Here is a 13,232-nt window from a genome sequence, read left to right on the forward strand (position 1 = left end):
AGTTGTGTAAGTGCAGAAATCTTTGGCTCTCCCCAATCACTGTGGGAGCGGGCTTGCTCGCGAATGATCTTGAATCTGGAGAAGAACGTGATCCGTGTACTGGTAGCCGAAGACCACACCATCGTCCGCGAAGGCATCAAGCAATTGATCGGCCTGGCCAAGGATTTGCTGGTGGTAGGGGAGGCGAGCAATGGCGAGCAGTTGCTCGAGACGTTGCGCCATGTTCCCTGTGAAGTGGTCTTGCTGGACATCTCCATGCCTGGGGTTAACGGCCTGGAGGCGATTCCGCGGATTCGTGCGCTGAACAATCCTCCGGCGATTCTGGTGTTGTCGATGCATGACGAAGCGCAAATGGCCGCCCGTGCGTTGAAGGTCGGCGCTGCGGGTTATGCGACCAAGGACAGCGATCCGGCGCTGCTGCTGACGGCGATCCGCAAGGTCGCGGCGGGCGGCCGCTACATCGACCCGGACCTGGCCGACCGCATGGTCTTCGAAGTCGGCCTGACCGATTCGCGGCCGTTGCACTCGTTGTTGTCCGAGCGCGAATTCTCGGTGTTCGAACGCCTGGCCCAGGGCGCCAACGTCAATGACATCGCCCAGCAACTGGCCTTGAGCAGCAAAACCATCAGCACCCACAAGGCGCGGCTGATGCAGAAACTCAACATCACCTCCCTGGCGGAACTGGTGAAGTACGCCATGGAGCACAAACTTCTCTAAGAACACCGCTGTCCCCGGTGGGAGCGAGCCTGCTCGCGATAGCGGACTATCAGTCGACATTAATGTTGAATGTCAGACCGCAATCGCGAGCAGGCTCGCTCCCACAGGGATAGTGGTCACATGCCCATTTACGACATCCTGCAAAGCCGCTTTTGCCCGTTCTTGCGGCTCGCAGCTTCAACATTGCGGTTGCCCCTATCCATCCCCGCCATCCTTGTAGGGCAATCCCTACACTCAACCTTCCATCCTGCTGAGGCCATTCTCTCCTGCGCCCCGATTTGCGTGGTCAGCAGCGTCCACTAGGCTTAGTCCACAGCAGTCATCACAACAAAGGTGTGGGTATGAGCCAGGTCGATTCAAACGCAGGGGGCAGCGATATTCTGGTCAGCTTTCGTGGAGTGCAAAAAAGCTACGACGGCGAGAACCTGATCGTCAAAGACCTCAACCTGGAGATTCGCAAAGGCGAATTCCTCACCTTGCTCGGGCCGTCCGGCTCCGGCAAGACCACCAGCCTGATGATGCTCGCCGGTTTCGAAACACCGACCGCAGGCGAAATCCAGCTGGCCGGGCGTTCCATCAACAACGTGCCGCCGCACAAACGCGACATCGGCATGGTGTTCCAGAACTACGCGTTGTTCCCGCACATGACGGTCGCCGAGAACCTGGCGTTCCCGTTGACCGTGCGCGGCTTGAACAAGAGCGACGTTAGCGACAAGGTCAAAAAAGTCCTGAGCATGGTCCAGCTCGACACCTTCGCCCAGCGTTATCCGGGGCAACTGTCCGGCGGTCAGCAACAGCGTGTGGCTCTGGCCCGCGCCTTGGTGTTCGAACCGCAACTGGTGCTGATGGACGAACCCCTCGGCGCACTGGACAAACAACTGCGCGAACACATGCAGATGGAAATCAAGCACCTGCACCAGCGCCTCGGCGTGACCGTGGTCTACGTGACCCACGACCAGGGCGAAGCCCTGACCATGTCCGATCGCGTGGCCGTGTTCCACCAGGGCGAAATCCAGCAGATCGCGCCGCCGCGCACCCTCTATGAAGAGCCGAAAAACACCTTCGTCGCCAACTTCATCGGCGAGAACAACCGCCTCAACGGCCGCTTGCACAGCCACACCGGCGACCGCTGCGTGGTTGAGTTGGGACGCGGTGAAAAGGTTGAAGCCCTGGCGGTCAACGTCGGCAAGACCGGTGAACCGGTCACGCTGTCGATTCGTCCCGAGCGCATTAGCCTCAACGGCGCAAGCGATCAATGCGTCAACCGCTTCTCAGGGCGGGTGGAGGAATTCATCTACCTGGGCGACCACGTCCGGGTTCGCCTGGAAGTCTGCGGCAAGACCGATTTCTTTGTGAAACAGCCGATTGCCGAGCTCGATCCCGCGCTCGCCGTCGGCGACGTAGTACCGCTTGGCTGGCAGGTCGAACACGTTCGCGCGCTCGACCCACTTCTAGAGGCGCATTGATCGCCCCCTGCTTCAACAACACCAACCCTGCACGTGGAGAGAACAATAAATGTTGAGATCCCTGAAATTCACCGCTTTGGTCATGGGCATGATCGGCGCGGCACACGCAATGGCGGCGGGCCCGGACCTGACCGTGGTGTCCTTTGGCGGGGCGAACAAGGCGGCGCAGGTCAAAGCCTTCTACGCACCGTGGGAAGCGGCAGGTAACGGCAAGATCGTGGCGGGCGAGTACAACGGCGAAATGGCCAAGGTCAAAGCCATGGTCGACACCAAGAGCGTGTCCTGGGACCTGGTAGAAGTTGAATCGCCAGAACTGTCCCGTGGTTGCGACGAAGACATGTTCGAGCAGCTTGATCCGAAGTTGTTCGGCAAGTCCGAAGACTACGTCAAAGGCGCCATCCAGCCATGCGGCGTGGGCTTCTTCGTGTGGTCGACCGTGCTGGCCTACAACGCCGACAAGCTGAAATCTGCACCGACCAGCTGGGTGGATTTCTGGGACACCAAGAAATTCCCGGGCAAACGTGGCCTGCGTAAAGGCGCCAAGTACACCCTGGAATTCGCTCTGATGGCCGACGGCGTTGCGCCGAAAGACGTCTACAAAGTACTGGCCGGCAAGGACGGTCAGGACCGCGCGTTCAAGAAGCTCGATGAGCTCAAACCAAGCATCCAGTGGTGGGAAGCCGGCGCGCAACCGCCGCAGTACCTCGCTTCCGGCGACGTGGTCATGAGCTCGGCCTACAACGGCCGGATCGCTGCCGTGCAGAAAGAAAGCAACCTGAAAGTCGTGTGGAACGGCGGTATCTACGACTTCGACGCATGGGCCATCCCGAAAGGTCTGGATAAAGCACGCGCTGAAGCGGCGAAGAAATTCATCGCGTTCTCCGTGGCGCCGCAGCAGCAGAAGACCTACTCGGAAAACATCGCTTACGGCCCGGCCAACATTCAAGCCGTACCGTTGCTGGCCAAGGATGTCCTCAAAGACATGCCGACCACCCCGGAAAACATCGCCAACCAGGTGCAGATCGACGTCAGCTTCTGGGCTGACAACGGTGAGCAACTGGAACAGCGCTTCAATTCCTGGGCTGCGAAGTAAGCAAGTCACACGGGACGACGGTTCACCGGATGATCGTTCCCACGCTCTGCGTGGGAATGCCGCCCGGGGCGCTCAGCGTCCCTGTGACGCAGAGCGTCACTGGATGCGTTCCCACGCAGAGCGTGGGAACGATCAGTACCAAAAGTTCGAGGCGGCGTTTGTCGCCTCTGTAACGATCAAAGATTTCCGGAGTACGCCATGGCCACCGCCATTCCCCTGAACGCGGGCACCGACCCCACCTTGAAGCAGCGGCTCAAGCACGCCGAGCGGGTCAACCGCTGGAAAGCACAAGCCTTGATCGCGCCGTTGGTGCTGTTTCTGTTGCTGGTGTTCCTGGTGCCCATCGTGGCGCTGCTCTACAAAAGTGTCGGTAACCCGGAAGTGGTCGGCGGCATGCCGCGCACTGTGGCGGCTATCGCCAGTTGGGATGGCCGAGGCCTGCCCGCTGAACCGGTTTACAAGGCCGCCAGCGAAGACCTCGCTGAAGCCCGCAAGAATCAGACCCTGGGCGACCTGTCCAAGCGCTTGAACATGGAGCTGGCCGGCTACCGCAGCCTGCTGACCAAAACCGCACGTGCCTTACCGTTCGCCACCGAACCGACCTCCTATAAAGAAGCGCTGGAAGGTCTCGACGAGCGCTGGGGCGACCCGGCCTACTGGCAAGCCGTGCGCCGCAACACCAGCAACATCACCCCTTATTACTTGCTGGCGGCAGTCGATCACCGTATCGACGACCTCGGCGAAATCGCCCCGGCCACACCCGATCAGGCGATCTACCTCGACATCTTCGCCCGGACCTTCTGGATGGGGCTGATCATCACCGTGATCTGCCTGCTGCTGGCGTATCCGTTGGCCTACCTGTTGGCGAACCTGCCGTCACGGCAAAGCAATTTGCTGATGATTCTGGTGCTGCTGCCGTTCTGGACTTCGATCCTGGTGCGGGTCGCCGCGTGGATCGTGTTGCTGCAATCGGGTGGTTTGATCAACAGCGGCCTGATGGCGATGGGCATCATCGATAAACCGCTGGAGCTGGTGTTCAACCGCACCGGGGTTTACATCTCCATGGTGCACATCCTGCTGCCGTTCATGATTCTGCCGATCTACAGCGTGATGAAAGGCATTTCGCCGACCTACATGCGCGCCGCGATTTCCCTCGGCTGCCACCCGTTCGCCAGTTTCTGGCGGGTGTACTTCCCGCAGACCTATGCCGGTGTCGGCGCCGGTTGCCTGTTGGTGTTCATCCTCGCCATCGGCTACTACATCACCCCGGCCTTGCTGGGCAGTCCGAACGATCAGATGGTCAGTTACTTCGTCGCCTTCTACACCAACACCAGCATCAACTGGGGCATGGCGACCGCACTCGGTGGGCTGCTGCTGTTGGCGACAGTGGTGCTTTATCTGATTTACAGCTGGCTGGTGGGCGCCAGTCGCCTGCGCCTGAGCTAAGGGGAGAACGAAATGCTGAGTCCTTATATGTCGCCCATTGAGCGGGTGTGGTTCTACAGCTTGCGCATTCTCTGCGGGCTGGTCCTGTTGTTCCTGATTCTGCCGGTACTGGTGATCATTCCGCTGTCGTTCAACTCTGGGAGTTTTCTGGTGTACCCACTGCAAGGCTTTTCGTTGCACTGGTACCAGGACTTCTTCGCTTCGGCCGAATGGATGCGTTCGCTGAAGAACAGCATCATCGTTGCTCCGGCGGCGACTGTGTTGGCGATGATCTTCGGTACGCTGGCGGCCATCGGCCTGACGCGAGGCGACTTCCCCGGCAAGCCGCTGGTGATGGCGCTGGTGATTTCGCCGATGGTGGTACCGGTGGTGATCATCGGTGTGGCCAGTTACCTGACCTTTGCTCCACTGGGATTTGGTAACAGCTATACCTCGCTGATTGTTGTGCATGCGGTGTTGGGTGTGCCGTTTGTGATCATCACGGTGTCGGCGACCTTGCAGGGGTTTAACCAAAACCTGGTGCGCGCCGCTGCGAGCCTGGGTGCTTCGCCACTGACGGCATTCCGTCGGGTGACCTTGCCGCTGATTGCGCCTGGCGTGATCTCCGGTGCGCTGTTTGCCTTCGCCACTTCGTTCGATGAAGTGGTGGTGACGCTGTTCCTCGCCGGTCCTGAACAAGCGACATTGCCACGGCAGATGTTCAGCGGTATCCGCGAAAACCTCAGCCCGACCATCGCGGCGGCGGCGACGTTGCTGATTGCCTTCTCGGTGATCCTGCTGCTGACCCTGGAATGGCTGCGCGGCCGTAGCGAAAAACTGCGTACCGCCCAGGTTTAGTGGCGAGCTAAGGAACCACCCCTCACCCCAACCCTCTCCCCAGGGGGGAGAGGGGAAAGGGAGCCGATCTCCGGTGTTTTCAGAAGCGGAGTTCGACTCGGAATTTTCAGGTCGACGTATTCAGTACAAGCACCTCGGTCTGTCCCCTCTACCCTCTGGGGAGAGGGTTAGGGTGAGGGGGCGATCCAACGGACCCACCCCATTTCTGTCCTGCGCCACAAACCCATCGATCATTCACCCCCTGAATTGCAGACAAACCCCAATCCCCAGCTACTCTTGTGCCCAGCTCCCCTATCTATAAGAGGCTGCGCACATGAGTCTTTCCTCTTTCAAAATCGCCCACAAACTGATCACCGGCGCATCTGCCATCGAGCAACTGGCGGCTGAACTGACACGCCTGGACATCGACAACCCGCTGATCGTCACCGATGCCGCACTGGTCAAGTCCGGCACGGTCGAGCTGGCGCTGGCGCAGCTGGGCGACCGAACCTACGAAATTTTCGACCGTGTATTGCCTGACCCGGAAATCGCCATCGTCGAAGACTGCATGCGGGTCTACCGCGAAGGCGGGCACGACGGACTGATCGGCCTGGGCGGCGGCAGTGCCATCGACATCGCTAAAAGTGTCGCGGCCTACGCTGGTTATCACGGGGCGCTGGAGGATCTGTTCGGCATCGATCAGGTGCCGCGCAAAGGCCCGCCGCTGATCGCCATTCCGACCACCGCCGGTACCGGCTCGGAAGTCACCAACGTGGCGATCCTCTCCGACAAGGTCGCGCAGCTGAAAAAAGGCATCGTCAGCGACTATCTATTACCGGACGTGGCGCTGGTCAGTCCACAAATGACCCTGACCTGTCCGCGCAGTGTCACGGCTGCCAGTGGCGTCGATGCACTGGTGCACGCTATCGAATCCTATCTGTCGTTGAACGCCTCACCGATTACCGACGCGCTGGCCATCGGCGCCATCAAGCTCATCGCCAGGGCGCTGCCCAAGGCTTACGCCAATCCGTCCAATCTCCAGGCCCGCGAAGACATGGCCACCGCCAGCCTGATGGCCGGTATGGCGTTCGGCAATGCCGGGGTCGGCGCGGTGCACGCGCTGGCGTATCCGCTGGGCGGCCGCTTCAACATTGCCCATGGCGTCAGCAACGCCTTGCTGCTGCCGTATGTCATGACCTGGAACAAAATGGCCTGCGTGGAGCGCATGCAGGATATCGCCGAGGCCATGGGGGTGAAGACCGCTCATCTGAGCGCCAACGACGCGGCGGACAAGGCCGTAGAGGCGATGACCGAGTTATGCGCTGCGGTGGAAATCCCGCCGGGACTGCGCAGCTTCGGCGTTCCCGAAGACGCCATCCCGGCCATGGCCGTGGAAGCGGCGGGAATTGAGCGCCTGATGCGCAACAATCCGCGCAAATTGAGTGCAGTCGATATCGAGAAGATCTACCGAGCGGCTTACTGATCATCGCAGCCACGTCGCGCGCGTCAAAGCATGAGGTATACAATGCGCGCCATCGTGATTCTGCTCAAAAAAGGTGCGTCATGCAGCCCTTCGTAATTGCTCCGTCGATTCTCTCCGCCGACTTCGCCCGCCTGGGTGAAGAAGTGGACAACGTCCTGGCCGCTGGCGCCGACTTTGTGCACTTCGATGTCATGGACAACCACTACGTGCCGAACCTGACGATCGGCCCGATGGTGTGCGCTGCACTGCGCAAGTACGGCGTGACCGCGCCGATCGACGCGCACCTGATGGTCAGCCCGGTGGACCGCATCGTCGGTGACTTCATCGAAGCCGGCGCGACCTACATCACTTTTCACCCGGAAGCCACGCAGCACGTCGACCGTTCCCTGCAACTGATCCGCGAGGGCGGCTGCAAGTCGGGCCTGGTGTTCAACCCGGCGACCCCGCTGGACGTGCTCAAGTACGTGATGGACAAGGTCGACATGATCCTGCTGATGAGCGTCAACCCGGGCTTCGGCGGGCAGAAGTTCATCCCCGGCACCCTCGACAAGCTGCGTGAAGCGCGGGCGCTGATCGATGCCTCCGGCCGTGACATCCGCCTGGAAATCGACGGCGGCGTGAACGTGAACAACATTCGTGAAATCGCCGCTGCTGGCGCCGACACCTTCGTCGCCGGCTCGGCGATCTTCAATGCGCCGAACTACCAAGAGGTGATTGAAAAGATGCGTTCCGAACTGGCGCTGGCCCGCCCATGAGTGGCTTTGAGCAGTTGTTCCCGGGGGCTCTGCCACGGTTGGTGATGTTCGATCTGGATGGCACGTTGATCGATTCGGTCCCCGACCTCGCAGCGGCTGTGGATAACATGCTGCTCAAACTCGGGCGAAAACCTGCCGGCATCGAATCGGTGCGTGAGTGGGTGGGCAACGGCGTGCACACGCTGGTACGCCGGGCCTTGGCCAACCACATCGACGCCGAGGGTGTCGATGAGGTCGAGGCCGAGCATGCCCTGGAGCTGTTCAACGGTTTTTACGAAGACGGTCACGAGCTGACGGTGGTTTACCCTGGCGTGCGCGACACCCTGAAATGGCTGCACAAGCAGGGTGTCGAGATGGCGCTGATCACCAACAAGCCGGAGCGTTTCGTCGCGCCGCTGCTGGACCAGATGAAAATCGGTCGTTATTTCCGTTTGATCATCGGCGGCGACACCCTGCCACAGAAAAAGCCGGACCCGGCAGCGTTGTTTTTCGTGATGAAAATGACCAACATCCCGGCGTCGCAATCCTTGTTCGTCGGCGATTCGCGCAGCGATGTGCTGGCGGCGAAAGCGGCGGGGGTCAAATGCGTGGCGCTCAGTTATGGCTATAACCATGGCCGGCCGATTGCCGAAGAGTCGCCGGCACTGGTGATCGACGATCTGCGCAAGTTAATTCCCGGTTGCCTGGATCCAGCCGCTGAGATAACGTTGCCCGACGCTGTTCAACCCCCTTCTGGAAACGCCATCGTGGTGGTCACTCGCAAACTCTGGATGAAAGTCATCAAGGCCCTGGCCCGCTGGCGTTGGCGCGCCTGACTTGTTCCTGGCCGGCCTACCGGCGCGTTTGCATACCTGACTGTTAGACCCTCAAGCCACGAGGCTACCCCATGATCCGCGAAGAATTCCTGCGTTTGGCCGCTGCCGGCTACAACCGCATCCCGCTTGCCTGCGAAACCCTGGCCGACTTCGACACACCGCTGTCGATCTACCTGAAACTGGCCGACGAGCCCAACTCCTACCTGCTGGAATCGGTGCAGGGCGGGGAGAAGTGGGGCCGTTACTCGATCATCGGTCTGCCGTGCCGCACCGTGCTGCGGGTTCACGACCATCACGTCAGCGTGACCCACGACGGCATCGAGATCGAAAGCCACGAAGCCGAAGATCCACTGGCCTTCGTCGAAGCATTCAAAGCTCGCTACAACGTGCCGACCATCCCTGGCCTGCCGCGCTTCAATGGCGGTCTGGTGGGTTACTTCGGTTACGACTGCGTGCGCTATGTGGAGAAGCGTCTGGGCAAGTGCCCGAACCCGGATCCGTTGGGCGTGCCGGACATTCTGCTGATGGTTTCCGACGCGGTGGTGGTATTCGACAACCTCGCCGGCAAGATGCACGCCATTGTGCTGGCCGACCCCTCGCAAGACGATGCTTTCGAGCAAGGTCAGGCGCGCCTGGAAGAGCTGCTGGAAAAACTCCGTCAGCCGATTACCCCGCGCCGTGGCCTGGATTTCAGCAAGCAACAGTCTGCTGATCCGGTATTTCGTTCGAGCTTCACCCAGGACGATTACGAAAAAGCCGTCGACACCATCAAGGAATACATCCTGGCCGGTGACTGCATGCAGGTCGTGCCGTCCCAGCGCATGTCGATTGACTTCAAGGCTGCGCCGATCGATCTGTACCGGGCGCTGCGCTGCTTCAACCCGACGCCTTATATGTATTTCTTCAACTTCGGCGACTTCCACGTCGTCGGCAGTTCGCCGGAAGTACTGGTGCGGGTCGAAGACAACCTGATCACCGTACGCCCGATCGCCGGCACTCGCCCACGCGGGGCCAACGAAGAGGCGGACCTGGCGCTGGAAAAAGACCTGCTGTCTGACGACAAGGAAATTGCCGAGCACTTGATGCTGATCGATCTGGGCCGTAACGACACCGGTCGGGTCTCGGAAATCGGTTCGGTGAAACTCACCGAAAAGATGGTGATCGAGCGTTATTCCAACGTGATGCACATCGTGTCCAACGTCACCGGTCAATTGAAGGCCGGCCTGACGGCGATGGACGCACTGCGGGCGATTCTGCCGGCGGGCACCTTGTCTGGCGCACCGAAGATTCGTGCGATGGAAATCATCGACGAACTGGAGCCGGTCAAGCGGGGAGTCTACGGCGGCGCGGTCGGCTATTTCGCCTGGAACGGCAACATGGACACCGCGATCGCGATCCGCACCGCGGTGATCAAGAATGGCGAACTGCATGTGCAGGCCGGCGGCGGCATCGTTGCCGATTCGGTACCGGCGCTGGAATGGGAAGAAACCCTGAACAAGCGCCGAGCGATGTTCCGCGCCGTAGCCCTGGCCGAGCAAACCCCGGACGCCTGAGTTCACGCAAAACCTGTGGGAGCGAGCCTGCTCGCGATGACGGACTGACATTCAACATCTCTGTTGCCTGACCCACCGCTTTCGCGAGCAGGCTCGCTCCCACAAGGGCTTACCAGCATAAAAAAACGCGGCACCCGTGAGGGCTCCGCGTTTTTTGTGCCTGCTGTTTGCCGGATCAGAAGTCCAGTGCAACCCCAACGGTAAGCCCTTGCTGGGTAAAGTCATCATCCTTGCGGAACGTGTACCCACCGCGCAACGCCAGATCGGCCGTCAACTTGTGGCTGACCCCCAGGCTCACGCGATTCAAGTGGCTTTGCGGTGTATAGCCGTCCAGCTTGAAGTCCAGGGACGGCAGGCTGTTGAGCGCGATGTTTACCTTCTGAGTGTCATCCTCGTATTCATGCTCATACGCGTATTCGCCGAACGCTTGAGTCTGCGGGGTGATCTGATACTTACCCTGCAGACCGGCGCCCAGACGTTTTGAATCGCGAGTCTGATCATCAAAGGTCAACGCTGTGGAGCGGGAGCTGTTTTCCGAGTAGCCGTCGACTTCCACTTTTGCGTAATCGGCGCTGATGAACGGCGACAGGTGCCACTCGCTGCCCGGTTGCGCAATGTCGTAGCCAACCCGTGTGCTGAAGGCCCACAGATAGCCATCGGTATCGCCTTTCTCCGCGCCTTCGCTGGCGCCCAGGTCGAATTTGCGTTTGAGGTTGTCGTAATCCAGCTTGCCGCCGGTCAACGCGGCATCGGCCCACCAGTGATTCTGCTGGAACTGGGCGAAGGCGGTGGCCAGGTAGCTGTTGAGTTTGTAGTCCGAATCGTCATTGCCTGCTTCCAGGTTCTGACGATAGAAACCCGCCGCCACACCGACGCGCCAGGCGTCATTGAGGCGATAGCTGCCGCCGATGTTCAGGTTGTAACCGTCGCCGTCGGCGCTGGCGCCGCTGCTTTGGCTATCGACATCCAGATGCTGACCGCCACCGGCGACAATCGCGCGCCATTGGCCGACCGCCTGCCAGTTCTCCCAGTCCGATTGCCATTGGCTGCGCAGTTCATCCTGGTGCGCACGCAAGGTGGCGTGGGCCATTTCCGGCAACAACGTCAGCTCCCACGGCGCAGCCAGTAAGGAATAGGCGTAGTCGGAAATCAGTTTCTGCCCGGCTTCGGTCGGATGAACCCCATCGTTGTAAATCAGCTTGCTGGGGTCCGGGGTGGCACTGTTGATGCCATACGCAGGGTTTTCGGTGCAGCTGTTACCGCTGAAGCAAGTCGCCGTCAGGTTCTGGCCTGTAGCAAAACCGAATCGCGCCGGATCGGCGAAGGTTTCCTGCAACAGCAGCGGAATGTTCAACGGGATGATTTCGGCATCGATCCCTGCGAGTCGCGTGACCAGTTGCCGGTTGAAGGCAGAGCTCAGTAGTGAGGTGGGTGTCTGCAGAGGCGTGCCATTGATGGCGGGCGTCAAACCCAGGTCGGGTAGCAGCCAGACCACGATGTACCGGGCGCCGGCGGTCTGCAGAACCTGGACGCTGTTAGCCAGTCGATCCGCAGCGGCATTCGCCTGAGCGCCACTTTGTACACGTCCCTGAAGAAAATCGTTACCACCGCCGGAAATGTAATACAGCGCATTCGGATCGGCGCTGAAGTTGTTTGTCGGCAGATAGCCCGGGCGCGTGCGTTCGCCCGTGGCGGATACGCTGGTGATCGAGGTGAGGATCTGGTCCGTGCGGTAACCGCCAACGGCCCAGTTATTCCCGTCCGACAGGCCCTGGTTCGCACGCGCCGCCGAGGTTGAAGCGGCCGTCTGGTCCGGTGAAAACCCGAGCCGGTCACCCAGCAATTGGGTCGAGTTGGCGGAGTAGACTTCGCCGCTGCCGTCCCGGTAAATCGGGCCGGTCCGGTTGGTGAAGCGCAGGGTCGAACCGGGAGGGCCACCCGTGTCGGTAAACTGCCCTGCATCGTTGAGGCTATCGCCGAAGACGATGAAACTCGAATAAGGGTTGGGCGCCGCGATCGCCTGGGTGCAGGCCATGGCGAGCAAGCAGCCGGCAAGCGGTACAGTCAACGTCTGTCTGATCATGAGCAAGTCCGTTTGTTATTGTTGTAGTGAGCGAAACGATAGTGCCAAAAACTATAGAGCCTGTTGCCGTTCGGCGCGAACCCGTCAATTGTTTCAAGCGCTTCGATCGCCCCATATTGCACGCTCTGCCCAGCTAAGTTACTGTGCCGAGACGTATAAATGAGACCTTCCCCGTGTTGATCGTCAGCAAACTTCTGGATCAAGTCATCAAGGCACACGCCCGTTGGCGTTGGCGCGCCTGAATCCTTCTGCCGGCCCGGCCGGATCTTTACCGCTTTGCCTTCTTTACCCGCAAGACAAACCGCTTTGCAGCGCGACTCCAGCGACTGACAAAGCGCAGGACGCTGCGGGTAAATCATTCGAAGGCTGTATTCAAAGTCAGTAAATTCAAGAGGTTCTTAACGCCATGTTGCTGATGATCGATAACTACGACTCTTTTACTTACAACGTTGTGCAATACCTCGGCGAGCTCGGCTCCCAGGTCAAAGTCGTGCGCAACGATGAGCTCACCATTGCCGAAATCGAAGCGCTCAACCCAGAGCGGATCGTCGTTTCGCCCGGCCCTTGCACGCCGAACGAAGCCGGCGTGTCGATTGACGTAATCAAACATTTTGGCGGAAAACTGCCGATTCTGGGCGTGTGCCTGGGCCATCAGTCCATCGGCCAGGCCTTTGGCGGCGATGTGGTGCGCGCCCGTCAAGTCATGCACGGCAAAACCAGCCCAGTGTTCCACGAGGACAAAGGCGTATTTGAAGGCCTGAACCATCCGCTGACAGTCACCCGCTATCATTCACTGATCGTCAAACGCGAAACCCTGCCCGATTGCCTGGAGCTGACCGCCTGGACCCAGCTTGAAGACGGTTCGGTCGACGAGATCATGGGCCTGCGCCACAAGACACTGAACATCGAGGGCGTTCAGTTTCACCCTGAGTCGATCCTCACCGAGCAGGGCCACGAGCTGTTCGCTAATTTCCTCAAACAAACCGGCGGCACGCGCTAAGGACT

Annotated in this window: 12 protein-coding genes; 10 read left to right on the forward strand and 2 right to left on the reverse strand. The window is 60.0% G+C overall.

Going from position 1 to position 13,232, the window contains the following annotated elements:
- Window positions 1-63 precede the first annotated feature (63 nt).
- The 9 genes from IB252_RS14505 to trpE all read left to right on the forward strand — a co-directional run bounded on the left by IB252_RS14505 (window position 64) and on the right by trpE (window position 10,144).
- Entirely contained in the window at window positions 64-717 is a 654-nt protein-coding gene (locus tag IB252_RS14505) for a response regulator transcription factor (RefSeq protein ID WP_178082239.1), read from the forward strand.
- A gap of 341 nt (window positions 718-1,058) precedes the next feature.
- Window positions 1,059-2,183: an ABC transporter ATP-binding protein gene (locus IB252_RS14510; RefSeq protein WP_192409281.1), complete on the forward strand. Its 1,125-nt coding sequence runs from the start codon at window positions 1,059-1,061 to the stop codon at window positions 2,181-2,183.
- 49 nt (window positions 2,184-2,232) lie between these two features.
- Entirely contained in the window at window positions 2,233-3,276 is a 1,044-nt protein-coding gene (locus tag IB252_RS14515) for an ABC transporter substrate-binding protein (RefSeq protein ID WP_111452562.1), read from the forward strand.
- Window positions 3,277-3,474: 198 nt separating this feature from the next.
- On the forward strand, window positions 3,475-4,722 hold the full coding sequence (locus IB252_RS14520) for an ABC transporter permease (protein ID WP_192409282.1): 1,248 nt from the start codon (window positions 3,475-3,477) through the stop codon (window positions 4,720-4,722).
- A gap of 12 nt (window positions 4,723-4,734) precedes the next feature.
- Complete coding sequence (locus IB252_RS14525) at window positions 4,735-5,559, forward strand: ABC transporter permease (protein WP_033056203.1); 825 nt, start codon at window positions 4,735-4,737, stop codon at window positions 5,557-5,559.
- A gap of 313 nt (window positions 5,560-5,872) precedes the next feature.
- Window positions 5,873-7,021 carry an iron-containing alcohol dehydrogenase gene (locus IB252_RS14530; protein ID WP_192409283.1) on the forward strand — a complete coding sequence of 383 codons (1,149 nt, stop codon included), beginning with the start codon at window positions 5,873-5,875 and terminating at the stop codon, window positions 7,019-7,021.
- Between the two features lie 80 nt (window positions 7,022-7,101).
- The gene (gene rpe, locus IB252_RS14535; protein ID WP_008035979.1) at window positions 7,102-7,776 is read left to right on the forward strand and encodes a ribulose-phosphate 3-epimerase; all 675 of its coding nucleotides are present in this window, start codon (window positions 7,102-7,104) and stop codon (window positions 7,774-7,776) included.
- Window positions 7,773-8,591, forward strand: a complete 819-nt coding sequence (locus IB252_RS14540) for a phosphoglycolate phosphatase (protein WP_192409284.1) — start codon at window positions 7,773-7,775, stop codon at window positions 8,589-8,591. Before rpe ends, IB252_RS14540 begins: the two co-directional genes overlap by 4 nt.
- 71 nt (window positions 8,592-8,662) lie before the next feature.
- Window positions 8,663-10,144 (forward strand): anthranilate synthase component I, encoded by a 1,482-nt coding sequence (gene trpE, locus IB252_RS14545; RefSeq protein ID WP_192409285.1) that lies wholly within the window; start codon window positions 8,663-8,665, stop codon window positions 10,142-10,144.
- Between the two features lie 175 nt (window positions 10,145-10,319).
- On the opposite strand, the gene estP is transcribed toward trpE, so the two are convergent.
- A complete protein-coding gene (gene estP, locus IB252_RS14550) occupies window positions 10,320-12,227 on the reverse strand; it encodes an esterase EstP (RefSeq protein WP_192409286.1) in 1,908 nt (635 codons plus the stop codon).
- A complete protein-coding gene (locus IB252_RS14555) occupies window positions 12,224-12,586 on the reverse strand; it encodes a hypothetical protein (RefSeq protein ID WP_158539706.1) in 363 nt (120 codons plus the stop codon). The genes estP and IB252_RS14555 overlap by 4 nt, the downstream gene beginning before the upstream one ends.
- A 47-nt stretch (window positions 12,587-12,633) precedes the next feature.
- Here IB252_RS14555 and IB252_RS14560 point away from each other — a divergent pair, with 47 nt between their 5' ends.
- Window positions 12,634-13,227 (forward strand): aminodeoxychorismate/anthranilate synthase component II, encoded by a 594-nt coding sequence (locus IB252_RS14560; protein ID WP_033056198.1) that lies wholly within the window; start codon window positions 12,634-12,636, stop codon window positions 13,225-13,227.
- The last annotated feature ends 5 nt before the right edge of the window (window positions 13,228-13,232 follow it).

Origin of the sequence: Pseudomonas sp. PDM10 (genome assembly GCF_014852295.1) — a bacterium.
Lineage (GTDB): Bacteria > Pseudomonadota > Gammaproteobacteria > Pseudomonadales > Pseudomonadaceae > Aquipseudomonas.

Bases quoted from the DNA above. Each gene is read 5' to 3' on its own strand.
- IB252_RS14505 (WP_178082239.1), top strand. From the start codon at position 64: ATGATCTTGAATCTGGAGAAGAACGTGATCCGTGTACTGGTAGCCGAA.
- IB252_RS14510 (WP_192409281.1), top strand. From the start codon at position 1,059: ATGAGCCAGGTCGATTCAAACGCAGGGGGCAGCGATATTCTGGTCAGC.
- IB252_RS14515 (WP_111452562.1), top strand. From the start codon at position 2,233: ATGTTGAGATCCCTGAAATTCACCGCTTTGGTCATGGGCATGATCGGC.
- IB252_RS14520 (WP_192409282.1), top strand. From the start codon at position 3,475: ATGGCCACCGCCATTCCCCTGAACGCGGGCACCGACCCCACCTTGAAG.
- IB252_RS14525 (WP_033056203.1), top strand. From the start codon at position 4,735: ATGCTGAGTCCTTATATGTCGCCCATTGAGCGGGTGTGGTTCTACAGC.
- IB252_RS14530 (WP_192409283.1), top strand. From the start codon at position 5,873: ATGAGTCTTTCCTCTTTCAAAATCGCCCACAAACTGATCACCGGCGCA.
- rpe (WP_008035979.1), top strand. From the start codon at position 7,102: ATGCAGCCCTTCGTAATTGCTCCGTCGATTCTCTCCGCCGACTTCGCC.
- IB252_RS14540 (WP_192409284.1), top strand. From the start codon at position 7,773: ATGAGTGGCTTTGAGCAGTTGTTCCCGGGGGCTCTGCCACGGTTGGTG.
- trpE (WP_192409285.1), top strand. From the start codon at position 8,663: ATGATCCGCGAAGAATTCCTGCGTTTGGCCGCTGCCGGCTACAACCGC.
- estP (WP_192409286.1), bottom strand. From the start codon at position 12,227: ATGATCAGACAGACGTTGACTGTACCGCTTGCCGGCTGCTTGCTCGCC.
- IB252_RS14555 (WP_158539706.1), bottom strand. From the start codon at position 12,586: ATGATTTACCCGCAGCGTCCTGCGCTTTGTCAGTCGCTGGAGTCGCGC.
- IB252_RS14560 (WP_033056198.1), top strand. From the start codon at position 12,634: ATGTTGCTGATGATCGATAACTACGACTCTTTTACTTACAACGTTGTG.